This window comes from Azospirillum sp. FG154 (genome assembly GCF_057809575.1).
This window is the reverse complement of sequence record NZ_JBMDKF010000002.1, coordinates 67461-93864: the sequence shown is the minus strand read 5'-3', so window position 1 is coordinate 93864 and position 26404 is coordinate 67461. Positions and strand designations below refer to the sequence as shown.

23 protein-coding genes are annotated in these 26404 nt (G+C 66.8%); 21 read left to right on the top strand and 2 right to left on the bottom strand.

Annotated elements, in window-relative coordinates:
• Nucleotides 1–10: 10 nt before the first annotated feature.
• The 13 genes from ACODS4_RS02715 to paaK all read left to right on the top strand — a co-directional run bounded on the left by ACODS4_RS02715 (nt 11) and on the right by paaK (nt 14711).
• Nucleotides 11–808, top strand: a complete 798-nt coding sequence (locus ACODS4_RS02715) for an alpha/beta fold hydrolase (protein ID WP_488860470.1) — start codon at nt 11–13, stop codon at nt 806–808.
• Between the two features lie 110 nt (nt 809–918).
• Nucleotides 919–3222 (top strand): ATP-binding response regulator, encoded by a 2304-nt coding sequence (locus tag ACODS4_RS02710; protein WP_488860468.1) that lies wholly within the window; start codon nt 919–921, stop codon nt 3220–3222.
• A gap of 286 nt (nt 3223–3508) precedes the next feature.
• Entirely contained in the window at nt 3509–4510 is a 1002-nt protein-coding gene (gene paaA / locus ACODS4_RS02705; RefSeq protein ID WP_488860466.1) for a 1,2-phenylacetyl-CoA epoxidase subunit PaaA, read from the top strand.
• Between the two features lie 23 nt (nt 4511–4533).
• Entirely contained in the window at nt 4534–4851 is a 318-nt protein-coding gene (paaB, locus tag ACODS4_RS02700) for a 1,2-phenylacetyl-CoA epoxidase subunit PaaB (protein ID WP_488860464.1), read from the top strand.
• Between the two features lie 110 nt (nt 4852–4961).
• Complete coding sequence (paaC, locus tag ACODS4_RS02695; RefSeq protein WP_488860462.1) at nt 4962–5726, top strand: 1,2-phenylacetyl-CoA epoxidase subunit PaaC; 765 nt, start codon at nt 4962–4964, stop codon at nt 5724–5726.
• Between the two features lie 8 nt (nt 5727–5734).
• Nucleotides 5735–6259, top strand: coding sequence for a 1,2-phenylacetyl-CoA epoxidase subunit PaaD (gene paaD / locus ACODS4_RS02690; protein WP_488860461.1), 525 nt, complete (start codon nt 5735–5737; stop codon nt 6257–6259).
• A gap of 157 nt (nt 6260–6416) precedes the next feature.
• A complete protein-coding gene (paaE, locus tag ACODS4_RS02685) occupies nt 6417–7526 on the top strand; it encodes a 1,2-phenylacetyl-CoA epoxidase subunit PaaE (protein WP_488860459.1) in 1110 nt (369 codons plus the stop codon).
• A gap of 73 nt (nt 7527–7599) precedes the next feature.
• A complete protein-coding gene (paaN, locus tag ACODS4_RS02680) occupies nt 7600–9288 on the top strand; it encodes a phenylacetic acid degradation protein PaaN (RefSeq protein ID WP_488860457.1) in 1689 nt (562 codons plus the stop codon).
• An 11-nt stretch (nt 9289–9299) separates the two neighbouring features.
• Complete coding sequence (gene paaG, locus ACODS4_RS02675; protein WP_488860986.1) at nt 9300–10094, top strand: 2-(1,2-epoxy-1,2-dihydrophenyl)acetyl-CoA isomerase PaaG; 795 nt, start codon at nt 9300–9302, stop codon at nt 10092–10094.
• A gap of 2 nt (nt 10095–10096) precedes the next feature.
• The gene (gene paaH / locus ACODS4_RS02670; RefSeq protein WP_488860455.1) at nt 10097–11614 is read left to right on the top strand and encodes a 3-hydroxyacyl-CoA dehydrogenase PaaH; all 1518 of its coding nucleotides are present in this window, start codon (nt 10097–10099) and stop codon (nt 11612–11614) included.
• Nucleotides 11607–12065 carry a hydroxyphenylacetyl-CoA thioesterase PaaI gene (gene paaI / locus ACODS4_RS02665; RefSeq protein WP_488860453.1) on the top strand — a complete coding sequence of 153 codons (459 nt, stop codon included), beginning with the start codon at nt 11607–11609 and terminating at the stop codon, nt 12063–12065. The genes paaH and paaI overlap by 8 nt, the downstream gene beginning before the upstream one ends.
• 46 nt (nt 12066–12111) lie before the next feature.
• Nucleotides 12112–13320, top strand: a complete 1209-nt coding sequence (pcaF, locus tag ACODS4_RS02660; RefSeq protein WP_488860451.1) for a 3-oxoadipyl-CoA thiolase — start codon at nt 12112–12114, stop codon at nt 13318–13320.
• Between the two features lie 71 nt (nt 13321–13391).
• Nucleotides 13392–14711 (top strand): phenylacetate--CoA ligase PaaK, encoded by a 1320-nt coding sequence (gene paaK / locus ACODS4_RS02655; RefSeq protein ID WP_488860449.1) that lies wholly within the window; start codon nt 13392–13394, stop codon nt 14709–14711.
• 173 nt (nt 14712–14884) lie between these two features.
• Here the strand turns inward: paaK and ACODS4_RS02650 are convergent, their stop codons facing one another.
• Complete coding sequence (locus ACODS4_RS02650; RefSeq protein WP_488860447.1) at nt 14885–15538, bottom strand: MarC family protein; 654 nt, start codon at nt 15536–15538, stop codon at nt 14885–14887.
• Nucleotides 15539–15724: 186 nt separating this feature from the next.
• Here ACODS4_RS02650 and ACODS4_RS02645 point away from each other — a divergent pair, with 186 nt between their 5' ends.
• From ACODS4_RS02645 to ACODS4_RS02610, 8 genes are all read left to right on the top strand, one after another.
• On the top strand, nt 15725–16279 hold the full coding sequence (locus ACODS4_RS02645; protein ID WP_488860445.1) for a cupin domain-containing protein: 555 nt from the start codon (nt 15725–15727) through the stop codon (nt 16277–16279).
• A gap of 227 nt (nt 16280–16506) precedes the next feature.
• Nucleotides 16507–17538, top strand: a complete 1032-nt coding sequence (locus tag ACODS4_RS02640; RefSeq protein WP_488860443.1) for an amino acid ABC transporter substrate-binding protein — start codon at nt 16507–16509, stop codon at nt 17536–17538.
• Nucleotides 17539–17715: 177 nt separating this feature from the next.
• Nucleotides 17716–18873, top strand: a complete 1158-nt coding sequence (locus tag ACODS4_RS02635; RefSeq protein WP_488860441.1) for an amino acid ABC transporter permease — start codon at nt 17716–17718, stop codon at nt 18871–18873.
• The gene (locus ACODS4_RS02630; protein WP_488860439.1) at nt 18870–20018 is read left to right on the top strand and encodes an amino acid ABC transporter permease; all 1149 of its coding nucleotides are present in this window, start codon (nt 18870–18872) and stop codon (nt 20016–20018) included. Before ACODS4_RS02635 ends, ACODS4_RS02630 begins: the two co-directional genes overlap by 4 nt.
• Before the next feature lie 27 nt (nt 20019–20045).
• Nucleotides 20046–20789: an amino acid ABC transporter ATP-binding protein gene (locus ACODS4_RS02625; RefSeq protein WP_488860437.1), complete on the top strand. Its 744-nt coding sequence runs from the start codon at nt 20046–20048 to the stop codon at nt 20787–20789.
• A 37-nt stretch (nt 20790–20826) separates the two neighbouring features.
• Entirely contained in the window at nt 20827–21534 is a 708-nt protein-coding gene (locus ACODS4_RS02620; protein ID WP_488860435.1) for a response regulator, read from the top strand.
• A gap of 400 nt (nt 21535–21934) precedes the next feature.
• A complete protein-coding gene (locus ACODS4_RS02615) occupies nt 21935–24136 on the top strand; it encodes a methyl-accepting chemotaxis protein (protein ID WP_488860433.1) in 2202 nt (733 codons plus the stop codon).
• Nucleotides 24137–24202: 66 nt separating this feature from the next.
• The gene (locus ACODS4_RS02610) at nt 24203–25246 is read left to right on the top strand and encodes a type 2 periplasmic-binding domain-containing protein (RefSeq protein ID WP_488860431.1); all 1044 of its coding nucleotides are present in this window, start codon (nt 24203–24205) and stop codon (nt 25244–25246) included.
• A gap of 54 nt (nt 25247–25300) precedes the next feature.
• Here ACODS4_RS02610 and hisC read toward each other — a convergent pair whose 3' ends face one another.
• Nucleotides 25301–26392, bottom strand: coding sequence for a histidinol-phosphate transaminase (hisC, locus tag ACODS4_RS02605; RefSeq protein ID WP_488860429.1), 1092 nt, complete (start codon nt 26390–26392; stop codon nt 25301–25303).
• Nucleotides 26393–26404: the final 12 nt, after the last annotated feature.

Here is a 26404-nt window from a genome sequence, read left to right as displayed (position 1 = left end):
GGCACGCGGCATGACGCCGGAAACGCTGAACGGCTTTCTCGACATCGACGGGGTTTCCCTGGAATACCGCCGCGTTCCAGCCGCGCGGGCGGGCTTGCCGACCCTGGTTTTCCTGCATGAAGGGCTGGGCTGCGTCGCCATCTGGAAGGATTTTCCCGACCGTCTGGCGGCGACGACCGGCTGCGGCGCGCTGATCTATTCCCGGCGCGGCTATGGCCGCTCCTCGCCCGTGGTTCTGCCCCGCTCCACCGGCTATCTGCACGAGGAGGCGGACAGGGTTCTGCCCCGGCTGCTCGACCAGTTGGGGTTGACCGACGTCGTGCTGGTCGGCCACAGCGACGGGGCGTCCATCGCTCTGCTCGCCGCCTCCGGCCCGGTCGCTTCCCGCGTGCGCGGCGCCATCGCCGAAGCGCCGCATGTCTTTGTCGAAGACGTCACCATCGTCGGCATTCGGGCCGCGCGGGCGGCCTATGAGGACGGGCTGCGCGAGCGGTTGAAGCGGTTGCATGGCGAGAATGTCGATGGCGCGTTCTGGGGGTGGAACGACGCCTGGTTGACCGAAAAGTTCCGGTTTTGGAACATTGAAGACCGCCTGCCCGGCATCCGCGCGCCGTTTCTCGTGATCCAGGGGGTGGATGATGAATACGCCACCGCCGCGCAGTACGACGCCATCGCGGCGCAAAGCGGCGGGCCGGTGTCGCTCCTCGTGCTCGACTCCTGCGGTCACACCCCGCACCGTGACCAAGCGGAGGTGGTCTTGCAGGCGATGGTTGATTTTGTGCGCGACGTCGCCGTTTCGGCGGGATGAACTGGCCAAAGGGCTGATTGACCAAGGGCTTTTGATCCTTCCATAGTGTGCGTCGCCGGTTCCCGGCGCCGCCATCGGGGATGGCGGTACGGATTTTCGCCGCTGGCCGCATGACCCCGAACCTCCGCCCTTTCTCACCCGTTCGCGCTGTTCAGCGCCTGTTCACCCGTGGGCGGCTGTCCCGGCGCTTCGCCTTGGTGTCGTTGATGCTGGGGGTCGTGCTGGCCGTTCTGATCGGGACCAGCCTGTATATGGTCTCCAGCCGCCATCTGGCCCGGCAGCATTACGCCAACGTCCAGGCCAACGCCGCGCTGGTGGCCCGGCAGACCGAAGGGCTGCTGACCACGTTGGTCAACACCATGCGGGATCTGGCGAACAACCGGGAATTGACAAGCGCGCTGGCCGATTCCAGCGGCAAGGACAGCCATCTTTTGCCCTTCCTGCGCAGCGTCGGCCAGATCGCCAGCGTGCCAGTGGTCCTGGTCTTCACCAACGCCGAGGGGAAGCCGCTGGCCGACAACGGGCAGCGGGCGGATTTGCGGATGACGCCCGCCGATCTGGCGTGGCTGGAGCGCGCCGTCGCCGCCCGACAATCGGCGGTGGCGGTGGTGAAGGACGGCGCCCGGCTGTTCCTGCTCGCCGCCGACCTTCCGGCGGCGGAGGGCGGCGCGCCCCCCGCAGGCGCGCTGCTCTTCAAGGCCCCCTTGAGCGCGCTGGTTCTCCATCCCGAAGCCACGCTGATCCAGGCCGGGGCCGCCGTGCCGCCGGTTCCCGCCGGGCGGATGGCGGTGGAGACGCCCTTGCGGGTGTCCGACCGGCTGGCCCCGCTGGGGCTGGTCCTGCGGTTGGAGGCGTCGGCGGCGCCGACCGCCGCCTTTCTGTCCTGGGTCTTGCCCGCCTATGGGCTGGTCGCGTTGGCCTCGCTGATTGGAATTTATTTCGGCAGTCGGGCGGTGGGCGGCCACATGACCCGCTCCCTGCGCGAGTTGGAGCGGCTGGCCGGAACCATCGTCAGCCATGGTTTCATCGGCCAGCGCGCCCGCGTGCGCGGCGACGACGAGGTGGCCGGTCTGGCGACGACCTTCAACGCCATGCTTGACCACATCGCCACCATCCAGCGCGAACGCGACCTGCGCGCGGCGGAGGAGATCACCATCCAGCGCACCTTCGCCGAACGGGCCGGACAGGCGCGGGCCGAGGCGGAAGACGCCAAGACGGAGGCCGAACGCGCGCGCCAGGAAGCGATCATGGCCCTGATGGTCGCCGAACGCGCCAACACGGCGAAAACCCATTTCCTGGCCGCCGCCAGCCATGATTTGCGCCAGCCCGTGCAATCGCTGGTGCTGTTGACCGCCGCGCTGGCGGTGCGGCTGGGCGATCATCCGGCCTCCTCCCTGGTCGGCAAGATCGAGGCGTCGATCAACGCGCTCTGCCGCCTGCTCGACGCCATCCTCGACATGTCGAAGCTGGACGCGGGCGCGGTGTCGCCCAGCGTGCAAACGGTGTCGCTGGGGGCGATTTTTCAGCGGTTGGAGGATGAATACCGGCTGCGCGCGGCGGAAAAGGGCATCCGTTTCCGCGCCGCGCCGACCAGCGTCACCCTGTCCGCCGACCCGGCCCTGCTGGAGCGGATCATCCGCAATCTGGTGGAAAACGCCCTGCGCTACACCGAGCGGGGGCGGATCGTTCTGGGGTGTCGCCGCCGCGCCAACGGGGTGCGCATTCAGGTTCACGACACCGGAATCGGCATTCCAGCGGAGCATCTGGAGCGAATCTTCCACGAATTCTACCAGATCGCCAACCCGGCGCGGGATCGCGGCAAGGGGCTGGGGTTGGGGTTGGCCATCGTCGATCGACTGGCCCGCCTGCTGAAATACCGGGTGGAGGTCGCCTCGACGCCGGGGAAAGGCTCCTGCTTCACCATCCGGATCGACGGACAAACGCTGGATCGGGTCGCCGTTTTGCCGTCGCCGGGATCGGGTGGGCTGGCCGGAGCCGACGGGGCCGTCGGTCTGGCGCTGGTGATCGACGACGATCCGCTGGTGCGCGAAGGGCTGACGTTGCTGATTGAGCAATGCGGGTGGCGGGTTTTGGCCTGCGACGGCGCGGCGACGGCGGTGCGGGCGCTGACCATAGCCCGACGGTCGCCCGATCTGGTGATCGCTGATCTGCGGCTGGAAGCCGGGGAAAGCGGGTTGGACGCCATCGGCGCGGTGGAGCGGACGGTGCGGACCATTCTGAAGAATCCGGGTTCTCCCCTGTGCGTCGTGCTGACCGGCGACACCGCGCCAGAGCGCATCACCGACGCCAAGGCCAGCGGCTATCGGATTTTGCACAAGCCGGTCGCCGCCAAGGACATCGCCGCCCTGTTGAGCGAAGCGCTTCCCACCCTGTCCGCCGCCGCGCGGTCCTGAACGCGGCGCGGCCCAGCCCGTCACGCCCTCGCTTTTGCGGCGCATCATTCAATGAAAATAGAGAATCTTTGTGTCGTGTCGGCAAAATTCCCACATCCGCATCAGGGGTTTTAGCGGTCAAAATCCCCATTGTTTCCAAGGAAAAAGCCCAGGAAAAGCCGGAATCCCAACGCTGCGGCGCAGGGCGACGAAATGACACATCAATCCACTTTACAGTCTGAGTTTTGTATCATATTTTCCCCTCACAGACAGTTTGCTGGACGCGCAAGCAATCGCGGGGACGCCGATGTACACGCAGGGTTTGGACAGCAAGACCGAGCAGGGCGCTCAGCCGTCACCCCGTCTGGTGACGCAGGACGACATCCGGTTTCAGGAACGCATCGACGCCGAAGAAAAGATTGAGCCGCGCGACTGGATGCCCGACGGCTACCGCCGCACCCTGGTCCGCCAGATCGCCCAGCACGCCCATTCCGAAATCGTCGGCATGCTGCCGGAAGGCAATTGGATCACCCGCGCGCCCAGCCTGCGCCGCAAGGTGGCCCTGCTGGCCAAGGTGCAGGACGAGGGCGGGCACGGGCTTTACCTCTACAGCGCGGCGGAGACGCTGGGCGTGTCGCGCGACGAGCTGGTGGAACAGCTTTTGGCGGGCAAGGCCAAATATTCCAGCATTTTCAATTACCCGACCCTGACCTGGGCCGACATCGGGGCCATTGGCTGGTTGGTGGACGGCGCGGCGATCATGAATCAGGTGCCGCTCTGCCGCTGCTCCTACGGCCCCTACGCCCGCGCCATGGTGCGGGTGTGCCGGGAGGAGAGCTTCCACCAGCGCCAGGGCTATGAGCTGATGCTGGCGTTGGCCAACGGCACGGCGGAGCAAAAGCGGATGGCGCAGGACGCGCTGAACCGCTGGTGGTGGCCGTCGCTGATGATGTTCGGCCCGTCCGACGACCAGTCGGCCCATTCGGCGCAGAACATGGCCTGGAAGATCAAGCGTTTCTCCAACGACGAGCTGCGCCAGCGCTTTGTCGACGCCACCGTGCCGCAGGCGGAGTTTCTGGGCCTGACCATCCCCGATCCCGATCTGCGCCTGAACGCCGAGACCGGCCATTACGACTTCGGCGCCATCGACTGGACCGAGTTCAACGAGATCCTGAAGGGCAACGGCCCCTGCAACCGCGAACGCCTGGAAGCCCGCCGCAAGGCCTGGGACGAGGGCGCGTGGGTGCGCGAGGCCGCCACCGCCCACGCCGCCAAACGCGCCCAGCGCCAGATGAAAAAAGTCGGCTGAAACAGCCGGGAGGGGTTAGAGCCATGGACCGCAAAGCCGCAGAGAACCAATCCAGCCAGCGCAAAGAGTGGCCGTTGTTTGAGATTTTCATCCGCCCGAAGAACGGCTTGAGCCACAAGCATGTCGGCAGCCTGCACGCCGCCGATGGCCGCATGGCGCTGGACAACGCCCGCGACGTCTACACCCGCCGGGGGGAAGGCGTCAGCATCTGGGCGGTTCCCGCCGCCAGCATCGCCGCCTCCGACCCATCGGATAAGGCCAGCCTGTTCGATCCGGCGGACGACAAGATTTACCGTCATCCGACCTTTTACGAGATCCCCGCCGACGTGAAGAACATCTGAAGCGTCGGCCCCCTCCCCAGCCCTCCCCCGCTTGCGCGGGAGAGGGTTAGGGAGGGGGCAAGACGGCCTCGGCAAAAGAGCAAACCCGCGATGGGTCGGAAGGACATCGGATGAGCAACGACACCCAACAGGCCCTGTTCGGTTACGCGCTGCGGCTGGGCGACACCAGTCTGGTGCTGGGCCATCGCCTTTCGGAATGGTGCGGCCACGCGCCGGAACTGGAAGAAGACATCGCGCTGACCAACGTCGCCCTGGATCTGGTCGGCCACGCCCGCCTGTGGCTGGCCTACGCCGGGGAGGTCGAGGGCAAGGGCCGCGACGAAGACCGTCTGGCCTACCGGCGCGACGTGTTCGATTACCGCAACCATCTGCTGGTCGAACAGCCCAACCGCGATTTTGGCTGCACCATCGTCCGCCAGTTCCTGCATGATTCCTGGGCCGTGGAGCTGTACGACCGGCTGACCGCCTCCACCGACGCGACGCTGGCCGGGATCGCCGCCAAGGCGGTGAAGGAGACGCGCTATCACGTCCGCCACAGCGCCGATTGGTTGATCCGGCTGGGCGACGGCACCGCCGTCAGCCACGCCAGGGTCCAGGACGCGCTGGATCGGTTGTGGCCCTACACCGGCGAGATGTTCGAGAGCGACGCGGCGTCCGCGACCCTGGCCGCCGCCGGGATCGCCCCCGATCCGGTGGAACTGCGCGCCGCCTGGAACGCCCGGATCGCGGAGATTCTGGACGAGGCCACCCTGTCCCGCCCGACCGACGGCTGGATGCAAAAGGGCGGGCTGCGCGGCGAGCACAGCGAGCATTTGGGCTTTCTGCTGGCCGAAATGCAGTTCCTGCCCCGCGCCTATCCCGACGCGACGTGGTGAGAGGGGGCATGGTCATGCCGGACGCGGGCTGTTGGGGGCCGGAGCCAGGGGCCGACAGTGTGGTGTTGACCGCCTGGAACGCCTTGGCCGAGGTGATGGACCCGGAGATTCCGGTGTTGAGCGTCGTCGATCTCGGCGTCGTCCGGTCGGTGGCGCGCGACGCTGTCGGGCGGGTCGTCGTGACGGTGACGCCGACCTACTCCGGCTGTCCGGCAACCGGCGTCATCGTGTTGGATGTGGAAACCGCGCTGGCGCGGGCCGGTCTGGACGCCGAGGTCCGCGTGGTCATCGCCCCGCCCTGGACCACCGATTGGATCAGCGAAACGGGCCGCGCCAAGCTGGCCGAGGTCGGCATCGCGCCGCCGCCCGCGTCGGGCAAACGGTCGCTGACCGCGCCGGAGGAATCCGTCGCCTGCCCGCTCTGCGGATCGACCGACACGGCGCAAATCAGCCGCTTCGGCTCCACCGCCTGCAAGGCCCTGCACCGCTGCAACGCCTGCCTCGAACCGTTTGACGTGTTCAAATGCCATTGAGCGGCCGCGCCCTTCGCCCCCTCCCTAACCCTCCCCCGCGCGAGCGCGGGAGAGGGAACTCCGCCTTGCGCCGACAAGGGTCCAGGCTCCCTCTCCCGCATCGCGGGGGAGGGTTGGGGAGGGGGAAAGACGCGCGCCCGACAAGGAATCCCGCCCCATGAGCGCCCCCAGCTTTCACGCCCCCAGCTTTCATCCCCTGACCATCCGGGATTGCCGCCGGGAAACCGCCGACACCGTGTCGCTGCTGTTCGACGTGCCGCCGGAATTGGCCGAGCGTTACCGCTTCGTCCAGGGCCAGCATCTGACCTTGAAGACCGTCATCAACGGGGAAGAGGCGCGGCGCTCCTACTCCATCTGCTCCGGCGTGGACGAGGGGGAGTTGCGCGTCGCCGTCAAGCGGGTGGAGGGCGGCCTGTTCTCCAACTACGCCAACGACGCGCTGGCCCCCGGCATGGTCATCGACGTGATGACGCCGATGGGCCGCTTCACCACCCCGTTGGATCCGGCGGCGGCGCGGCGCTACGTCGCCTTCGCGGCGGGCAGCGGCATCACGCCGATCCTGTCGATCATCAAAACCGTGCTGGCGCGCGAGCCGCTCAGCCAATTTTTGCTGATTTACGGGAACCGCTCCGTCTCGTCGATCATCTTCCGCGAAGAGCTGGAGGATCTGAAGAACCGCCACATGGGGCGGCTGGCGATCCATCATCTGTTGAGCCGGGAGCCGGAAGAGGCGGGCTTGCTGTCGGGCCGCATCGGCGCCGATCTGGTGCGCGACCTGTGCGCCGGGCAACTCGACGCCGCCAGCCTGGACGCCGCGTTCCTCTGCGGCCCGCAAGCGATGGTGGAGGAGGTGCGCGACGCGCTGGCCGCCGCCGGAACCCCGGCGGAGCGCATCCATCTGGAACTGTTCGGCACGTCCGCTGATCGCCGTCAGCCCGCCCCGGCGAAGGCCGCGCCCGACGGCGTGGCGGATGATCCGGCGAACGGCGCGACCATCGCCATTCTTCAGGACGGCAAGCGGCGCGAATTCACGCTGGCTTATGACGGCGACACCATCCTGGACGCCGCCCACCGCCACGGCGCCGACCTGCCCTATTCCTGCAAATCCGGCGTTTGCTGCACCTGCCGGGCCAAAATCCGCGAAGGCAAGGTGTCGATGGCCGAAAACTATTCCCTGGAACCGTGGGAGGTCGAGGCCGGTTACGTCCTGACCTGCCAATCGCGCCCGCTGACCGAGCGGGTGGTGATCGACTTCGACGCCCCCTGAGAGACGCAAGCGCCAACCGCCAGACCGCCAACCGCCCGCCCAACGACAACCAAGCAAAATGGGAAACGCCCGCATGACCACGACCCCGCAGAGCCTGTTCGCCACCCACGAAGCCACGCTGCGCAAGGCGGTGGACGCCTGCCGCAGCCGCGCCTATTGGTCGGCCTACCCGGAAATGCCCAGCCCGCGCGCCTATGGCGAAACGGCGGCGGCGGATGGCGAGGCGGCGTTGGCGGCCTACCGCGACCAGCCCTTTCCGCTGGATCAGCCGGGCGTGACCGGAACGGCGGGGGGCGAGCGGTCGCCCTTCGGCTTCGCGTTGGGCGTCACCTACCCGGTGTCGGACATCGACGCGCTGCTGGCGGCGGCCAAGGCGGCGATGCCGGGTTGGCGCAAGGCCGGTCCCGATGGCCGGGCGGGGGTGTGTCTGGAAATCCTGAAGCGGTTGAACGCGCGCAGCTTTGAAATCGCCAACGCGGTCATGCACACCACCGGGCAGGCCTTCATGATGGCCTTCCAGGCGGGCGGCCCGCACGCGCAGGATCGCGGGCTGGAGGCCGTCGCCTATGGCTGGAAGGCGATGACCGATCAGGCCCCGACGGCGCGCTGGGAAAAGCCGCAGGGCAAGAACCCGCCGCTGGTGATGGACAAGCGGTTCGAGGTGGTCGGGCGCGGCGTCGGGCTGGTGATCGGCTGCGCCACCTTCCCGACCTGGAACGGCTATCCCGGCCTGTTCGCCAGCCTCGTCACCGGCAACGCGGTGATCGTCAAGCCGGGGCCGACGGCGATCCTGCCGCTGGCCATCACCGTGAAAATCGCCCGCGAGGTTCTGGTCGAGGCCGGGCTTGACCCGAACCTCGTGACTCTGGCCGTCGGCGACGCCATCGCCAAGGATCTGGCCCTGCGGCCCGAGGTGGCGGTGATCGACTACACCGGTTCCACCGGCTTCGGCGATTGGCTGGAACAGAACGCCCGTCACGCCCAGGTCTACACCGAAAAGGCGGGCGTCAACACCGTCACCATCGACAGCACCGATGACCCCAAGGGGATGGTGCGCAACCTCGCCTTCACCCTCAGCCTCTATTCCGGCCAGATGTGCACGACCACACAGGTCTTTTTCGTGCCCAAGGACGGCATCCAGGCCGGGGCCGAGCGGATGAGCTTCGATCAGGTGGCCGCCGCGCTGGCTGGCGGCGTGGACAAGTTCCTGTCCGATCCCGAACGCGCGGTGGAGGTGCTGGGGGCCATCCAATCGCCCGCCACGCTGGCCCGCATCGACCACGCGGCGACGCTGGGCACGGTGGTGTTGCCGTCGCGCGCCATCGCCCACCCGAAATTCCCCGACGCGCAGGTCCGCACCCCGTTGATCCTGACCATGGACGCCAGCGAGGAGGACACATACGGCGAGGAGCTGTTCGGCCCCATCGCCATCATCGTGAAAACCGACTCCACCGCCGACAGCCTGGAGCGCGCCGCCCGTCTGACCCGGACCAAGGGCGCCTTGACCGCCGGTCTCTATTCCAGCGATCCGGCGGTGATCGAACAGGCCAGCGACGCGTTCGTCGAGGCGGGCGTCGCCCTGTCGGTCAATCTGACCGGCGGCGTCTTCGTCAACCAATCGGCGGCCTTCAGCGATTTCCACGGCACCGGGGCCAACCCGGCGGCCAACGCCGCGCTGTGCGATCTGGCCTTCGTCGCCAACCGCTTCCGCGTCGTGCAGAGCCGCGTTCCCGCTCCCGCCGTTTCGGAGGCCGCCCAATGAGCGACGTTGCCATGACCAGCGAAAAAACCATCCTTCTGACCATCGCCGACGGCGTGGCCACGATCACGCTGAACCGGCCCGACCGGCTGAACAGCTTCACCGCCGCCATGCACGCCGAATTGCGCGAGGCGCTGGCCGAGGCGCAGGACGACAAGACGGTGCGCTGCGTCCTGCTGACCGGGGCCGGGCGCGGTTTCTGCGCTGGGCAAGATCTGTCCGACCGGGCGGTGGCGCCGGGAACGCAGGGGCCGGATCTGGGCGTGTCCATCGAGACCAACTACAACCCGCTGGTCCGCAGCCTGCGCGCCCTGCCGATGCCGGTGATCTGCGCCGTCAACGGCGTGGCGGCGGGGGCCGGGGCCAATCTGGCGCTGGCCTGCGACATCGTGCTGGCGGCGCGCTCGGCCAGTTTCATTCAGGCCTTCTGCAAAATCGGGCTGCTGCCCGATTCCGGCGGCACCTGGACCCTGCCGCGTCTGGTCGGCCACGCCCGCGCCATGGGTTTGGCGATGCTGGGCGACAAGCTGTCGGCGGAGCAGGCCGAAGCCTGGGGCATGATCTGGAAGGCGGTGGACGACGACAAGCTGGCCGGGGAGGCGCTGGCGCTGGCCCGCCATCTGGCGACGCAGCCGACCAAGGGGTTGGGCTTCATCAAGCAGGCGCTCAACGCCTCTTCCACCAACGATCTGGACGCGCAGCTTGATCTGGAGCGCGATCTCCAGCGCGAGGCCGGGCGCACGGAGGATTACCGCGAGGGCGTCGCCGCCTTCGTCGGCAAACGCGCGCCGCAGTTCCAGGGACGGTGACGATGCGGCCCCTTCCCCCCTCCACCATCGTCGGCGTCGTCGGCAGCGGCGCCATGGGTCAGGGCATCGCCCAGGTCGCGGCGCAGGCCGGTCATCCGGTGCTGCTGGTCGATTCCCGCCCCGGCGCGGCGGCGTCCGCCGTCGCCGCCATCGCCAAGACGCTGAACGGGCTGGTCGACAAGGGCAAACGGACGGCGGCGGAGCGCGACGCGACGCTTGCCCGGCTGACCGCCGTGGACGGCCTGTCCGACCTTGCCCCCGCCGGGTTGGTGATCGAGGCGATCGTCGAGGATCTCGACGTCAAGCGCCGCCTGTTCGCCGAACTGGAGGGCGTCGTCGGTCCCGACGCCATTTTGACCACCAACACCTCCTCCCTCTCCGTCACCGCCATCGCGGCGGGGGTGAAGCGGCCCGAACGGTTGGCCGGGCTGCATTTCTTCAACCCCGCGCCGCTGATGGCCTTGGTGGAGATCGTCAGCGGTCTCGCGACCGATCCGGCCATCGCCGCCACGCTGTTCGACACGGCGCGGGCCTGGGGCAAAAGCCCGGTGCGTTGCCGCTCGACCCCCGGCTTCATCGTCAACCGGGTGGCCCGCCCCTTCTACGCCGAAGGGCTGCGGCTGTTGCAGGAACAGGCGGGCGATCCCGCCAGCATCGACGCCATCCTGCGCGAATCCGGCGGTTTCCGCATGGGGCCGTTCGAGTTGATGGATCTGATCGGCCATGACGTGAATTTCGCCGTCACCCGCTCCGTCCACGCCGCTTATTTCGGCGACCCGCGTTTCCAGCCCTCGCTGATTCAGCAAGAACTGGTGGACGCCGGGCGTCTGGGCCGCAAGAGCGGGCGCGGTTTCTACGATTACAGCCCCGGCGCCGACCGCCCGGCCATCGCCAGCCGGACCGCCGGGCCGCGCCCGTCGCGGGTGGTGGTCCAGGGCGATCTCGGCCCCGCCGCCGCCCTGCCCGCCCTGCTGCGCGCCGCCGGGGTAAGCGTGGAGGAGGAGCCGGGCGGCGGGCTGCTGATCGTCGATGGCGTGACCGTGGCGTTGACCGATGGGCGCAGCGCCGGACAGCGCGCGGCGGAAGACGGTCTGAAACCGCTGGTCCTGTTCGATCTGGCGCTGGATTACGCGACGGCGACCCGCGTGGCCGTCGCCAGGGCCAACGGCGTTCCCGATGACGCGCTCGCCGCCGCCGCCGGGCTGTTCGCCGCGCTGGGCAAGGCCGTGACCGTGCTGGACGATCTGCCCGGCATGGCGGTTTTGCGCACCGTCGCCATGCTGGCGAACGAGGCGGCGGACGCGGTGGCGCAGGGCGTCGCCAGCGCCGCCGACGTCGACACCGCGATGACCAAGGGCGTGAATTACCCGCTGGGGCCGCTGGCCTGGGCCGAACGGATCGGTCTGAGCCGCGTTCTGGGCGCGCTCGACGCGCTGGCCCGGACCTATGGCGAGGACCGTTACCGCGCCTCGGCCCTGTTGCGCCGCAAAATCTGGGAAGGAACCCGTTTCCATGGCTGAGACCCTGCCTCCGTCCGGCATGCCCCCGCAAGAGATCGCCGAAGCGGTCGGGCGCGGCATGTACGAGCGCGATTTCTGCGCCCAATCCCACGGCATCGAGCTTGTCGCCATCGCGCCGGGCTTTTCCCGGATGACGATGACCGTGCGCAAGGACATGGTGAACGGCCACGACATCGGCCATGGCGGCATGACCTTCACGCTGGCCGACACCGCCTTCGCCTACGCCTGCAACGCCGACAACCATGCGACGGTGGCGGCGGGCTGCTCCATCAGCTTCCCCGCCCCCGCCCGTCTGGGCGACGTGCTGACGGCGGAATGCCGGGTGGTCCATCAGGGCGGCCGGTCGGGCGTGTACGACACCGTCGTCACCAATCAGAATGGTGTGATCGTCGGCCTGTTCCGTGGCCAATCCGCCCGTTTGAAGGGGCAGCGGGTCGTGGACGTCGGCTGACCGACGCCGCCCGCCCCCCCAGCTTGACTTTCAGGAGCCGCGTGTCATGACCGAAGCCTTTCTTTGCGACGCCGTCCGCACCCCCTTTGGCCGTTACGGCGGCGGGCTGGCTCCGGTGCGCCCCGACGATCTGGCCGCCGTGCCGTTGAAGGCGCTGATGGCGCGCAACCCCGGCGTCGATTGGGCGGCGGTGGACGACGTCATCCTCGGCTGCGCCAACCAGGCGGGGGAGGACAACCGCAACGTCGCCCGCATGGCGGTTCTGTTGGCCGGTCTGCCCGACGTCGTGCCGGGAACCACCGTCAACCGGCTGTGCGGGTCGGGGATGGACAGCATCGGCATGGCCGCCCGCGCCATCAAGGCGGGCGAGGCAGAGTTGATGATCGCCGGCGGCGTGGAAAGCATGACCCGCGCGCCCTTCGTCATGGGCAAGGCCGACAGCGCCTTTTCCCGCTCCGCCGACATTTTCGACACCACCATCGGCTGGCGCTTCGTCAACCCGTTGATGAAGGCGCAATTCGGCATCGACAGCATGCCGGAAACCGCCGAGAACGTCGCCGCCGAGTATCGGATCAGCCGCGCCGACCAGGATTCCTTCGCGCTGCGCAGCCAGCAGCGCGCCGCCCGCGCGCAAGCCGCCGGGCGCTTCGCCCGCGAGATCGTTCCGGTGTCGATCCCCCGCCGCAAGGGCGAGCCGGTGATCGTGGCGGAAGACGAGCATCTGCGCCCCGACACGACGCTGGAGGCGCTGGCCAAGCTCGGCACGCCCTTCCGCAAGGAGGGCGGCAGCGTCACGGCGGGCAACGCTTCGGGCGTCAACGACGGCGCGGCGGCGGTGATCGTGGCGTCGGCGGACGCGGTGCGCCGCTATGGCCTGACGCCGCGCGCCCGCATCGTCGGCACGGGCGTGGCGGGGGTGCCGCCGCGCATCATGGGCATCGGCCCGGCCCCGGCCTCGCAAAAGCTGTTGGCCCGGCTTGGCCTGACCATCGCCGACATGGACGTGATCGAACTGAACGAGGCGTTCGCGGCGCAAGGGTTGGCGGTGCTGCGCGAATTGGGGCTGCCTGATGACGCCGACCATGTGAACCCGAACGGCGGCGCCATCGCGCTGGGCCACCCGTTGGGGGCCAGCGGCGCCCGTCTGGTCGCCACCGCCGTGATGGAGTTGGAAGACCGCAAGGCCGCCCGCGCGCTCTGCACCATGTGCATCGGCGTCGGCCAGGGCATCGCCATGATCCTTGAGCGGGTCTAATCCCCGCCCACGCCACCGTCCCAACCGGCCAAAAAAGCGCCGGACTCCAGGAAAAACGGGAGAAACGCACCATGAGCACCAAGACTGCCAGCCCTGGCGCCAGCGCCGCCGCCCTCGACCATTACGAGACCGCCAGCCGCGACGCGATCGCGGCGATGCAGACCGAGCGGCTGGCCTGGTCGCTGCGCCACAGCTACGACAACGTCGCCGCCTTCCGCGCCAAATGCGAGGCGAAGGGCGTCCATCCCGATGATTTCAAGGAACTGAAGGATCTGGCGCTGTTCCCCTTCACGGTGAAGGACGATCTGCGCCAGAACTACCCGTTCGGCATGTTCGCCGCGCCGATGGAGGACATCGTCCGCGTCCACGCCTCCAGCGGCACCACCGGGCGGCCGACCGTCGTCGGCTACACCAAGCATGACATCGACGTGTGGGCGGAGGTGGTCGCCCGCTCCATCCGCGCGGCGGGCGGCACGCGCGGCGACCGCGTGCACATCGCCTATGGCTATGGCCTGTTCACCGGCGGCCTGGGCGCCCATTACGGGGCGGAACGGCTGGGCTGCACCGTCATCCCGATGTCGGGCGGGCAGACGGAAAAGCAGGTCCAACTGATTATGGACTTTAAGCCGACCATCATCATGGTCACGCCGTCCTACATTCTGAACATCGCCGAGGAGATGGTCCGCCAGGGCATCAACCCGCGCGAAACCAGCCTGCGCGTCGGCATTTTCGGGGCCGAGCCTTGGACCGGGGCGATGCGCGGGGAGATCGAAAAGACCTTCAACATCCACGCCGTGGACATTTATGGCCTGTCCGAAGTGATGGGGCCGGGCGTGGCGTCGGAATGCGTGGAGACCAAGGACGGGCCGGTCATCTGGGAGGATCATTTTTACCCCGAGATCATCGACCCCGACAGCGGGGAGGTTCTGCCCGACGGCGCCTATGGCGAATTGGTCTTCACCACCCTGACCAAGCAGGGCATGCCGGTCATCCGCTATCGCACCCGCGACTTGACCCGCCTGCTGCCGCCCACCGCGCGGGGGATGCGGCGGATGGACAAGATCACCGGGCGGTCGGACGACATGCTCATCATTCGCGGCGTCAACGTCTTCCCGACCCAGATCGAGGAGTTGATCTGCAAGGACGCCGCGCTCGCCCCGCATTACGAGCTGGTGGTCAGCCGCGACGGCCATCTCGACAGCCTCGCCGTTCGGGTGGAGGTCAACCCCGACACCCACCCGTCGGAGTGGGACCGCCACGCCAAGATGCTGCAACACTCGATCAAATCGCGGGTCGGCATCAGCACGGCGGTGGAACTGGTCGAACAGGGCGGCGTCGCCCGCTCCATCGGCAAGGCCAAACGGGTGCGGGATTTGCGGCCCAAGGCGTGAGGTTGAGGGGTGTGGCAAGGTTTTGCCCCCTCCCTAACCCTCCCCCGCTATGCGGGAGAGGGGACTGCCGCCGTATGCCGACAAAACTCCAAGCTCCCTCTCCCGCATAAGCGGGGGAGGGTCGGGGAGGGGGCAAGCGGCGCGCTCCTGCGCAGTCATTTGGCGGCTCCCCCCTATTTCCGCCCAGCCAGCATCGGCGCCAACGCGTCGGTGACGCCGTTCAGCAGGATTTGCACGCCGACGCAGAACAGCAAAAAGGCGAACAGCCGGGTCAGCACCCGCGCCCGCGTGTGGCCCAGCAGCGCGACCAGACGGTCGGCGGAGCGGTAGGACAGCCAGATCAGCGCGGAAATCGCCAGCGCCGCCGCTGACACGCCGAGAAAGAACGACCCAAGCGCCGCGCTGTCCGCCGGGCGGGTGGACCCCAACGCGATGGCGACGGAAATGGTCCCCGGCCCAGTCGTGAACGGAATGGTCAATGGGAAGAAGGCCGATTCCTCGGCGGTTTCCGCCGGGGCGGCCTGTTCCTGTTTTTTGGCTTCGTGCGCTTCGGGGGCGGACAGCAAGACCCAGGCCCGTTCGGCGACGACGAAGCCGCCGGCGATTCGCAGCGCCGCCAGGGAAATGCCAAAGAAATTCAGCACATAGGCGCCCGCCCACAAGGCGGTCAGCATGACTAGCGCCGAATACAGGCTGACCAGGCTGGCCAGCCGTGCGCGTTCACGCGGGCTGCGCCCCACGGTGACTTGGCTGAAAATCAACGCCATGGCGATCGGGTTGACGATCGAAAACAGGGCGGTGAAGGCAAGAAGAAAACTGTCGAACATGGGCGTCGCGATCCAATCGTTGGCGGTCTGCACTATAGATCATTCGGATGATTCACAACACTTTGCTGCTGTGCGGAATCGCGCTGTCGCATTTTGCAACTACTTATGCGATTGTATGTCACCTGGATTTTTGTGGAGGCGGTTGTGCTTTTTGCGAAAACTTTAACCGTTCAGTCTCGTAACATTATGAAGCCTGTCGGCGTCGCCCGCCTGCTGGGCGGAATCGCCGTCGTCGCCTTCCTGATGGTCGGCGCCGGGGCGCGGGCGCACGAAACCGGGCATGACGACGATCATCATGATGGACACCAGGGCGCGCAGGTGGCGCAAGGCGGGCTGACGGCCACCTCGACCCTGCTGCTGGAATCCTCCACCCACGGCGACGGCGTTCCGATCGTCTACCCCAAGGGAACGCCGCTCGTCACCGTGCGCATCACCGAAGTGCCGCCCGGCGTCATCATTCCCAAGCATCGCCATCAAATTCCGCTGATCGTCTACATGCTGGAAGGCGATTTGACCCTGCACATCGACAACGGAACCGTCCGCGTCGCCAAGCAGGGGGAAGCCTTCATCGAGGCGTGGAACTGGCATTACGGCCAGAACGCGACCGACAAAACCGTGCGTCTGCTGGCGGTGTATCCGGGCGAGGTCGGCACGCCGCTGTCGATCCGCCCGCCCGCCGAACCTGCCCCGGTCTCGCAGCAAACCCAGGCGCCACCCCCCGCTCCGCAACCCGCCCAGTGATGGTTTGGGGCTGAAGCGGCGGTCGCGCGACGTTGCAAGGGTGTGAGGGGCGTTGACCGCAACCCGTGCACAACGCTCCACATCCTGTTCACATTCGCGGGCTAATTTGTTCAACGGATCAACCGAATGTCTTCCTCGAACGGTTCGGCGGTCGGATCGTTCGCGTCGTCCCCGGATCGGCTCCCACGCCGGTCCGGCGGGGCGGGTTTCAGGCAAGGAGACATCCGGTGACAAGCAAACTCCAGGCGGCGGCTCTCGCGGCTGTTGTGACTCTTCCCCTCGCGCTGTCCGGCCCCGCGCAGGCGGGCGCCACCTTTGACGGCGTGAAGGCGAAGGGCTACGTCCAGTGCGGCGTCAACCTTGGCCTGTACGGCTTCTCCGCGCCGGATGACAAGGGCAAGTGGACCGGCCTGGACGTCGATGTCTGCCGCGCCGTCGCCGCCGCCATGTTCGGCGACTCTGAAAAGGTCAAATACACCCCGCTGTCGGCGCAGCAGCGCCTGCCCGCCCTGCAATCGGGTGAAATCGACCTGTTGGCGCGCAACACCACCCGCACCCTGTCGCGCGACACCGCCAACGGCCTGAACTTCGCCCCGACCAACTATTACGACGGCCAGGGCTTCATGGTCTCGGCCAAGCTGGGGCTGAAGAGCGCAAAGCAGTTGAACGGCGCCACCGTCTGCGTTCTGCCCGGCACCACGACCGAACAGAACGTCGCCGACTTCTTCCGCGCCAACAAGATGAACTTCAAGCCGGTCGTCATCGAAAAGAACGAAGAGCTGCACAAGGCCTTCTTCTCCGGTCGTTGCGACGCCTTGACCTCCGACGCCTCGCAGTTGGCCGCGATCCGCGCCGCCGAGACGCAGAACCCCAACGATTTCCTGATCCTGCCCGAGCTGATCTCGAAAGAGCCGCTGTCCCCGGCCCTGCGCCAGGGCGACGAGGAATGGACCAACCTCGTGACCTGGGCCTTCTACGCCATGGTCCAGGCCGAGGAAAAGGGCATCACCTCGGAGAACGTCGACGCGTCGATGACCTCCCCCGATCCCGACGTCAAGCGTCTGCTGGGCGTGACGGCTGGCAACGGCAAGGCGCTGGGCGTCGAAGAGAATTGGGCCTACGCCATCGTCAAGCAGGTCGGCAATTACGGCCAGAGCTATGAGCGCAACGTCGGCGCCGGTTCCAAGCTGAAGATGCCGCGCGGCCAGAACGCGCTCCACACCGAAGGCGGCCTGATGTACGCCCCGCCGTTGAAGTAACGGGCGCGTTCCCCCTCCCCGGCCCTCCCCCGCTTTGCGGGAGAGGGAGGACGCGCCAAGGTCGGCGTCGATCCCCTCTCCCGCAGAGCGGGGGAGGGTTAGGGAGGGGGCGTCGCGGCGTGGACGCTCTGGAACAGACCGCTCCCGCCGTTTCCTCTCCCCCGTACGGAGCGTGAGATGTCAAAACTTGTTCAAGCGCTGAACTCCGCGCGCGTGCGGGGCTGGCTGTATCAGGCGCTGTTTGTGTCTGGAACGCTGGCGGTCGGCTGGTATCTGGTTTCCAACACCCTGACGAACCTGTCCAAACGCGGCGTGGCCACCGGCTTTGGCTTTCTGAACCGCGAGGCCGGGTTTGAAATCGGCGAAAGCCTGCTGACCTACGCCGCGTCCGACACCTATCTGAAGGCCATGGTCGTCGGCCTGCTGAACACGTTGACCGTGTCGGCGGTCGCCGTGATTTTCGCCTCGATCCTCGGCGTCGCCATCGGCGTGGCGCGGCTGTCGTCGAACTGGATGGTCGGGCGTTTCGCCGCCGTCTTCGTCGAGACGGTGCGCAACGTGCCGCTGCTGCTGCAATTGGTGGTCTGGTACACCATCATGAACCGGCTGCCCAGCCCGCGCGAGGCGTTGGAGGTCGTGCCGCACGTTTTCCTGAGCAACCGTGGCCTGAAATACCCGACCTTCGTCGAGCATGCCGGGCATGGCTGGGCCTTTCTGGCGCTGATTCTTGGGATCATTGGCGCGATCCTGGTCGTTCGCCATGGCCGCAAGCACCGGGAGGCCACGGGCAAGCCCTTCCCCACCCTGCCCGCCGCCTTGGCGTCGGTGATTCTGCCGCCGGTGGCCGTGTTCGTCGCCAGCGGCGCGCCCTTCGCCTTTGACGTTCCGGTGCTGGCCGGGTTCAATTTCGAGGGCGGGGCGTCGGTTTCCCCGGAATTCACCGCGCTGTTGATCGGCCTGTCGGTCTACACCGCCGGATTCATCGCCGAAATCGTCCGCTCCGGCATTCTCGCCGTGCCGCATGGCCAGACCGAAGCCGGGTTGGCGCTGGGGCTTAGCCCCGCCCACATCCTGCGTCTGGTCATCCTGCCGCAGGCGTTGCGGGTGATCGTGCCGCCGCTGACCAGCCAATATCTGAACCTGACCAAGAACAGCTCGCTGGCCGTCGCCATCGGTTATCCCGATCTGGTCAGCGTCACCAACACCTCGGCCAACCAGACGGGTCAGGTGGTGGAAGCGGTCGCGATGATGATGGTCGTCTATCTGGTCATCAGCCTGTGCATCGCCGGCTTCATGAACTGGTACAACCGCAAAGTGGCACTGGTGACGCGATGAGCAAGGACAGCATCCCGCAAAGCGCCGCCGCCCTGGCCGCCTCTTTTGAAGAAGAGCCGTCCCAGGCCTCGGTCGCCACGCTTCCCGGCGGCATGACGGCGCTGAAGCCGTTCGGCTGGGCCAAGAACAACCTGTTCAACACCCGCGCCAACACCGTTCTGACGCTGGTTTGTTTCGCCATTCTGTGGTTCGCCGTGCCGCCGGTGGTCAATTGGGTGCTGCTGAACGCCGTTTGGCTGGGCACCTCCGACGAATGCCGCGCCGCCGCCGGGGCCTGCTGGTCGATCATCGCGGTCAAGCACCGTCTGATCTTCTTCGGCACCTACCCGTATGAGGAGCAATGGCGGCCCTTCCTGGCCTGCGCCCTGTTCGTGGCGATGCTGGGCGTCAGCGGCGTCCGCGCCTTCTGGCGGCCCTGGTTGGCCGGGGCCTGGGCGCTGGTTCTGGTGGCCATGGGCGTTCTGATGTGGGGTGGCGTTCTGGGGCTGACCCATGTCGCCAACGACAAATGGGGCGGGTTGCCGATCACGCTGATGCTGTCGGTCTTCTCGATCACCCTGGCCTTCCCGCTGTCGATCCTGCTGGCGCTGGGCCGTCAATCCTCCCTGCCCGCCATCCGGTCGCTGTGCGTTGGCTTCATCGAGTTGATGCGCGGCGTGCCGCTGGTCAGCGTGCTGTTCATGGCCTCGGTCATGTTCCCGCTGTTCCTCCCGGAAGGCGTCACCATCGACAAGCTGCTGCGGGCGCTGGCCGGTCTGACCCTGTTCACCGCCGCCTATCTGGCCGAAGCCGTGCGCGGCGGCCTGCAAGCGATCCCCAAGGGCCAGTATGAGGCCGCCGACGCGCTGAGCCTGAGCTATTGGCAAAAGACCGTGCTCATCATCCTGCCGCAGGCCCTGCGCATGGTGATCCCGCCCATCGTCAATCAGTTCATCTCCTGCTTCAAGGACACCTCGCTCGTCACCATCGTCGGCCTGTACGACCTGCTGACCGCCGCGACGGTGGCGACGACCGACCCGGAATGGCGCCCCTTCTTCGCCGAGGTCTATGTCTTCGCCGGGCTGATGTTCTGGATCTTCTGCTTCAGCATGTCCCGCTACAGCCAATGGCTGGAGCGCATGGCCAACCGTTACAACCGCCGCTGACCCGCCGTCTTTGTGGAGACTTGTCACATGTCCGAGAACGCCGTCATCGAACTCCGCAAGGTCGGCAAGTGGTACAACAGCTACCACGCCCTGCGCGACGTCAGCCTGACCATCAAAAAGGGCGAGAAGGTCGTCGTCTGCGGCCCGTCCGGGTCGGGAAAATCGACCATGATCCGCTGCGTCAACCGGCTTGAGGCGCACCAGACCGGCCACATCATCGTCAACGGCACCGAGCTGACCGACGATGTGAAGTCGGTCGAAAAGGTCCGCAAGCAGGTTGGCATGGTGTTTCAGAACTTCAACCTGTTCCCGCATCTGACCGTGTTGCAGAATCTGACGCTGGCCCCGATCTGGGTGCGCGGCATGGCGAAGTCGGAGATCGAAGAGATCGCCATGATGTATCTGCGCCGCGTCCGCATCCCCGATCAGGCGCACAAGTTCCCCGGCCAATTGTCGGGCGGCCAGCAACAGCGCGTCGCCATCGCCCGCGCGCTGTGCATGCGCCCGGAAATCATGCTGTTCGACGAGCCGACCTCCGCCCTTGACCCGGAAATGGTCAAGGAGGTGCTGGACGTCATGATCGAGCTGGCGGACGAGGGCATGACCATGGTCTGCGTCACGCACGAAATGGGTTTCGCCCGTTCGGTCGCCGACTCTATCATCTTCATGGCCGAGGGCACGATCATCGAAAGCGGATCCCCGGCCCAGTTCTTTGAAAACCCGAAAAGCGAGCGGACCCGCCAGTTCCTCGGCCAGATCCTGGAGCATTGAGGACGGCGGGCGCGCGAGGCGAGAGGAGCGAGCGGCCATGGCGGCGACCATTGCCATCACCGACGACGACGCGGTGACGCGTGAAACCCTGAAATCCTATCTGATGGACGAGGGGTTCACCGTCCGTCTCGCCAAAAGCGCGGAGGAGTTGAAGCTCCTGCTGGCCAGCGAAACCATCGATCTGGTGCTGCTGGACATTCGGTTGCCGCGCCAGGATGGACTGACTCTGACCCGCGAACTGCGCGCGGTGTCGGAGATCGGCATCATCCTGGTGTCCAGCCGGGGGGAAAAGCTGGACCGCATCATCGGGCTGGAGATGGGGGCCGACGATTACATCTCCAAGCCCTTTGAACCGCGCGAGATTCTGGCCCGCGTGCGGAACCTGCTGCGGCGTCTGAAGGCGCCCGGCAGCCCGCGCGACGACCGCCGCCGCTGCTTTTCCGGTTGGACGCTCTACCTCGACCGCATGCGCCTGACCGATCCGCAAGAGCAGCCCGTGCGCTTGACCGGGGCCGAGTTCGAGTTGCTGTCCACCTTCGTCTGCAACGCCGGTCGGGTGATGAACCGCGACTATCTGTTGACGGCGACGACGCGGCGCAAGACCGACGCGACCGACCGCACCATTGACAGCCTGGTTCGTCGCCTGCGCCGCCTGATCGAACCGAATCCGGCCGATCCGCGCCTCATCATCACAGTGCATGGCACGGGCTATCTGTTCGCGGGGGACGTGACGCAGAGCGCTTGATTTTTTTGAGTTTTGAACCCCGGGCCAACTCCCCCGTCGCAAGCGTTTCTCGCGGCGGCCTCGCGCTCGGCAGACTGCCACGGATGTCGTGGGGCTTCATCCCCACTGACCTCCGTGGCATATTTTTTGTGCGGATTTTTGTGCAATTGCACAATCCAGAGACAAAACTGAACCATGGGTTGTTTGGTTGTCGGCAGTTTTGCACTTCGTCGAGTGGCGACTCTTCTTGGATTTCGCGCTTGCATCTTGGTTAATCATTTAATAGCGATGACGATTTCCTGATCTATAGATGAAAAGTCACATTCCATTCACATTTGACGCCTAAATTGTTCAAAGACTGAAGCGATGATGTTCGTGTTGCAATCCAACAGCCCGTCTGATGGCGGCAAGGGGGTCGGACATGATGGCGTTGGCGAAGGTGGATGAATCCGGGGCGCGGTTCCGCTTCTGGACCTTGCGGCGGGCGATGGTGTCGGTGGTCGGCGTTCTGGTCGCCGCGCTGTTCGGCAGCCAAGCGTGGGTGTCGCAACGCTACAGCGATTTCGCGGTGGCCACCTTCAACAGCAGCAGCGCCGCGACCCTCAGCGTGCTGGTCAACGACCGCATCCGGAAGAACTACACCGAATGGCTGCAAGGCCACGCCAACGAATGGAGCCGCGACGGCTTCCTGGTGGACAGCGTCAACCAGAAGGAATACGCGAAGGCGACCTTGGCGTTGAAGAACATCTCCGCCCGCCCGGTGGTGGTGGACCGCGAGGTCAAGCTGATTTCAGTCGGCGTCTTCGACGCCGACATGAAGCGGGTGGCGGAAACCGGGGGAACTCCGCAAGACAGCGTCGCCAGCGTTCCCAGCTTGTACGAAGCCTTGAAGTCGCGGGAGTTGGCTGACAAGCGCCGCCCCGCCGCCCTGTTGTGGCGGAACGACAAAGGGCAACCCTTGTTCAGCATGATTGTGCCGATTGGCGGGTTCCGCGTTTTGGGCTTCATGGAGGTGGTGACGGATCCCCTGCCCGCGCTCAGCACGCTGGGCGCGGTCTTGAACGCCGACATTCGCTTCAAGGACGCCAGCGGCGCGGTGATGTTTGAATCCAAAGGCGGCAAGGCGGCGGAAGAGGGCGAGATCTCGACCACCAGCGTCGCCATCGGCGGCGATGGCGGCTTGCCTTGGGCGACCGCCGAAATTTCCCGCGACATTGGCGAATTTCTCGCCAACACCGAGCATCTGCGCAACGAAGCGATCAAAATGGTGGCGCTGTTCGCCTTGGCCGTCTCGGTCGCGGCGGCGGCGCTGCTGCGGATCGCCGTCTTCGCCAATCTGCGCAAATTCGCCCGCGCCATGGAACAAATCGCGGCGGGCGACCTGTCCATCGAAATTCCCCGCACCGGTCGTGACGAACTGGCGGTGATGGGCGCGGCCCTGCGGCGTCTGCGCGGCAGCGTCGAACAGGTTCTGTTGATGAAGCGCATGGTTGACTCCAGCCCGGTGCCGACGGCGCTGCTGCGGCTTGACGGCAGCGTTGGTTTCATCAACCCGGCTGCGCAGACCTTTTGCGCCGATCACGGCATCGATACGGCCTCGCCCGATTTGCTGGCGCAAGGGGGGGAGTTCACCCGGCAATGCACCGACCCGGCGGCCCCGCCCAGCCTGCGCCGGTCCCTGCGGGTCGGCGACACTTCGGTCGAAGCCCATGTTGACACGGTGTGCGACGACCAGGGCAACGTCATCGGCAAAACCCTGTCCTGGACCGACGTGACCGAACAGGTCCGTTCCGCCGCGCTGGCCCGCCAGTTGATCGAGGACGTGCATCAGGTGGCGTCGGGCGTCGCCAGCCAATCCAGTCAGCTCCGCACCGTCGCCGACGCTCTGCGTCAGCAATCGGCCAGCACCATCGACAGCACGGTCAGCGCCGGCAGCTTCGTCGCCGAAAGCAACCGCAGCGCCGCCACCTGCAACGGCAGCGCCGTCGCCCTGATGGACACCATCGGCACGGTGTCGGGTCTGGCGCATGAGGCCGCCGACGTGGTCGGCGCCACCATCGACGAGTTGACCGCCGCCCGTGGCGTGGTGGAGCAGTTGGGCGAGAACACCGACCAGATCCGCAGGATCGTCGACGTCATCACCACCATCGCCCATCAAACCAAGCTGTTGGCCCTGAACGCCACCATCGAGGCGGCGGCGGCGGGCAGCGCCGGGCGCGGCTTCGCCGTGGTGGCGGCGGAGGTCAAGAAGCTGGCGGAGGAAACCGCCAACGCCACCGTGCAGATCGCCAGCTCGGTCGGGGCCATCAACGGCAGCATTCAGAACACCGTCGGCACCTTCGCCCGGATCTCCAGCTCGGTGGAGCGGATCAGCACGGTGCAGGATTTGATCGGCGACGCGGTGGCGCGGCAGAATGAATCCTCCTCCGACATTCTGAACCGAGTGGGCGAGATCGCTTCCACCTCTGGCGAGGTCGCCACGATCATCGAGGGGGTCAGCGCCCAGGCCGTGCGCGCGGGCGACATCGCCGGAACCCTGACCCAAACCGCGAACACGCTGGCTGAAGAGGCCGGATCGCTGCATAGTCTGCTCAGCACGTTGCGCGCCCAACAGGCGGCCTGACCGGCTGTCCACCAACGGGAGGCGCGGCGTGGGCGTGGGCGTGGGCGGACTGGGCGCAGAGGCGGGATGGCGGTAGGGATTTGGGCGCGGCGGCTGATCGCCGCCGTGGCGTTGGCTGTGATTGGCGGCGGGATCGCCGGGCAGGCGCGCGCCGCCGATGGCGAGACTTTGGAGCGCATCCGCAGCCGGGGCGTGATGGTTTGCGGTCTGCGCAGCGGCGTCAGCGGCATTTCCTTCACCGATCCGCAGGGCCATCTGGATGGTTTTCTGGTCGATGTCTGCCGGGCCTACGCGGCGGCGACGCTGGGCAACGCGCAGGCGATCCGCGTCATCCGGCTGCCCGACAAACCGCAGGAGTTCGAGCCGGTCGAAAAGCGTGAGGTGGACGTCGCGCTGACCACCACCACCTGGACCTTCACGCGGGACGTGTCTTTCGACGTCGAATTTCTGTTGCCCCTGCTCTATGACGGCCAGGGCTTCGCCATTCTCAACGACGGAACGCCGCCGCCCTTGGACCGTCTGGGGCCGCAAACGGTCTGCGTGAAATCACCGACCACCACCGTGCGCAACTTGGAAGACCACATCCGGCAAGCCGACCGACCCTGGACCATGCGCATCTTCAAGACCTTCGATGAGGCGTTGCAAGCCTTTCTCGCCCATGAATGCGGGTTGTTGACCACCGATCGAACGGTTTTGGTGACGTCGCTGGCGGGATACCGCAAGGCTGGAATGGGCGTTTACATCTACCCCGACGTGATTTCGCGCGAGCCGTTGACGCCCTACGTCGCGAGCGGCGACCGGCAATGGTACGACATCGCCCGCTGGGTGCTGCACGCGATGATTCTGGCCGACGCCAAGAACGTGACCGCCGCCGACGTCCAGGCCGGACGTCTGCCCGACGATCCGGAGCTTGATCGAATGCTCGGCCATGGCGGCGGGGTGAGTCGGACGCTGGGCTTGTCGGAGGATTGGGCCTTGCAGGTGTTGGCCCAGGTCGGCAATTACGGCGAGATCTTCGACCGCAATCTGGGCCAGCCCTATGGCATGGAACGCGGCCTCAACCGGCCCTGGTCGCGCGGCGGCTTGCTCTACGCGCCGCCGTTTCGGTGAGGCTTGGATGCGTTCCCCAGCCCGCCAACAGCAGGCCGGGGAGCAGCGCGTCGATCAAGCGGCCAGGAAGGCTTTCAGCGTGTCCACCACGGCGCGCATTTCCGCTTCCGTGCCGATGGTGACGCGCAGGCAGCTCGGCAGGCCGTAGGCGGGCATCTGGCGGACCAGGATGCCGGCGGTCTTCAGGAACTGGCGGGCGGCTTCCGCGTCGTCCTTGCCGGGCGTCTGGCCCTTGAAGTCGATCAGGATGAAGTTGGTCACGCTGGGGTGGATGGTCAGACCCAACGCCCGAACCTCTGAGGCGAACCACTCGCGCCAGGTCGCGTTGTGGCTGCGCGAGCGCTCCAGGAACTCGGCGTCCTCAAGCGCGGCGACGCCCGCGACATGGGCGGCGGTCGAGACGTTGAACGGGCCGCGCACCCGGTTCAGCACGTCGGCGATCCCCGCCGGGGCGTAGGCCCAGCCGATGCGCAGCGAGCCAAGCGCGAAAATCTTCGAGAAGGTCCGGGTCATCACCACGTTCGGGAATCGCTCCACCAGCTCTTCACCGGCGGTGTAATCCTCGTGGTTCATGTATTCGGCGTAAGCCGCGTCGATGACCAGAATGGCGTTGGCGGGCAACCCGGCGTGCAGGCGGGCCACCTCCGACGCGGGCAGATAGGTGCCGGTCGGGTTGTTCGGGTTGGCCAGGAACACCAGCCGGGTGCGCGGCGTGACGTGGGCCAGCAGCGAATCGACGCTGGCGGTCAAGCCGTCTTCCGGGGCGACCACCGGGGTGGCGCCGACCGATTTCGCGCCAATCGGGTACATCAGGAAGCCGTGCTGCGAATAGAGCACCTCGTCCCCCGGCCCGGCGTAGGAACGAATCAGCAGGCTGATAAGCTCGTCCGATCCAGCCCCGCAGACGATGCGGTCGGCGTCCAGGTTGAAGCGCTTGGCGATGGCGCCGCGCAGAGCCGCCGACCCGCCGTCCGGGTAACGGTGCAGCGTGGCCGCCGCCGCCTGATAGGCCTCCACCGCGCGCGGGCTGGGGCCGAGCGCCCCCTCGTTCGACGCGAGCCGGATGTGGCCCTGATGCTCGCCGCCGACATAAGGAGCAATGTCGAGAATCCCAGGGCGTGGCGCCGGGCCGTTCGGCTGTGTCATGGCGTGCAAACC

Bases quoted from the DNA above. Each gene is read 5' to 3' on its own strand.
- ACODS4_RS02715 (WP_488860470.1), top strand. From the start codon at position 11: ATGACGCCGGAAACGCTGAACGGCTTTCTCGACATCGACGGGGTTTCC.
- ACODS4_RS02710 (WP_488860468.1), top strand. From the start codon at position 919: ATGACCCCGAACCTCCGCCCTTTCTCACCCGTTCGCGCTGTTCAGCGC.
- paaA (WP_488860466.1), top strand. From the start codon at position 3,509: ATGTACACGCAGGGTTTGGACAGCAAGACCGAGCAGGGCGCTCAGCCG.
- paaB (WP_488860464.1), top strand. From the start codon at position 4,534: ATGGACCGCAAAGCCGCAGAGAACCAATCCAGCCAGCGCAAAGAGTGG.
- paaC (WP_488860462.1), top strand. From the start codon at position 4,962: ATGAGCAACGACACCCAACAGGCCCTGTTCGGTTACGCGCTGCGGCTG.
- paaD (WP_488860461.1), top strand. From the start codon at position 5,735: ATGGTCATGCCGGACGCGGGCTGTTGGGGGCCGGAGCCAGGGGCCGAC.
- paaE (WP_488860459.1), top strand. From the start codon at position 6,417: ATGAGCGCCCCCAGCTTTCACGCCCCCAGCTTTCATCCCCTGACCATC.
- paaN (WP_488860457.1), top strand. From the start codon at position 7,600: ATGACCACGACCCCGCAGAGCCTGTTCGCCACCCACGAAGCCACGCTG.
- paaG (WP_488860986.1), top strand. From the start codon at position 9,300: ATGACCAGCGAAAAAACCATCCTTCTGACCATCGCCGACGGCGTGGCC.
- paaH (WP_488860455.1), top strand. From the start codon at position 10,097: ATGCGGCCCCTTCCCCCCTCCACCATCGTCGGCGTCGTCGGCAGCGGC.
- paaI (WP_488860453.1), top strand. From the start codon at position 11,607: ATGGCTGAGACCCTGCCTCCGTCCGGCATGCCCCCGCAAGAGATCGCC.
- pcaF (WP_488860451.1), top strand. From the start codon at position 12,112: ATGACCGAAGCCTTTCTTTGCGACGCCGTCCGCACCCCCTTTGGCCGT.
- paaK (WP_488860449.1), top strand. From the start codon at position 13,392: ATGAGCACCAAGACTGCCAGCCCTGGCGCCAGCGCCGCCGCCCTCGAC.
- ACODS4_RS02650 (WP_488860447.1), bottom strand. From the start codon at position 15,538: ATGTTCGACAGTTTTCTTCTTGCCTTCACCGCCCTGTTTTCGATCGTC.
- ACODS4_RS02645 (WP_488860445.1), top strand. From the start codon at position 15,725: ATGAAGCCTGTCGGCGTCGCCCGCCTGCTGGGCGGAATCGCCGTCGTC.
- ACODS4_RS02635 (WP_488860441.1), top strand. From the start codon at position 17,716: ATGTCAAAACTTGTTCAAGCGCTGAACTCCGCGCGCGTGCGGGGCTGG.
- ACODS4_RS02630 (WP_488860439.1), top strand. From the start codon at position 18,870: ATGAGCAAGGACAGCATCCCGCAAAGCGCCGCCGCCCTGGCCGCCTCT.
- ACODS4_RS02625 (WP_488860437.1), top strand. From the start codon at position 20,046: ATGTCCGAGAACGCCGTCATCGAACTCCGCAAGGTCGGCAAGTGGTAC.
- ACODS4_RS02620 (WP_488860435.1), top strand. From the start codon at position 20,827: ATGGCGGCGACCATTGCCATCACCGACGACGACGCGGTGACGCGTGAA.
- ACODS4_RS02615 (WP_488860433.1), top strand. From the start codon at position 21,935: ATGATGGCGTTGGCGAAGGTGGATGAATCCGGGGCGCGGTTCCGCTTC.
- ACODS4_RS02610 (WP_488860431.1), top strand. From the start codon at position 24,203: ATGGCGGTAGGGATTTGGGCGCGGCGGCTGATCGCCGCCGTGGCGTTG.
- hisC (WP_488860429.1), bottom strand. From the start codon at position 26,392: ATGACACAGCCGAACGGCCCGGCGCCACGCCCTGGGATTCTCGACATT.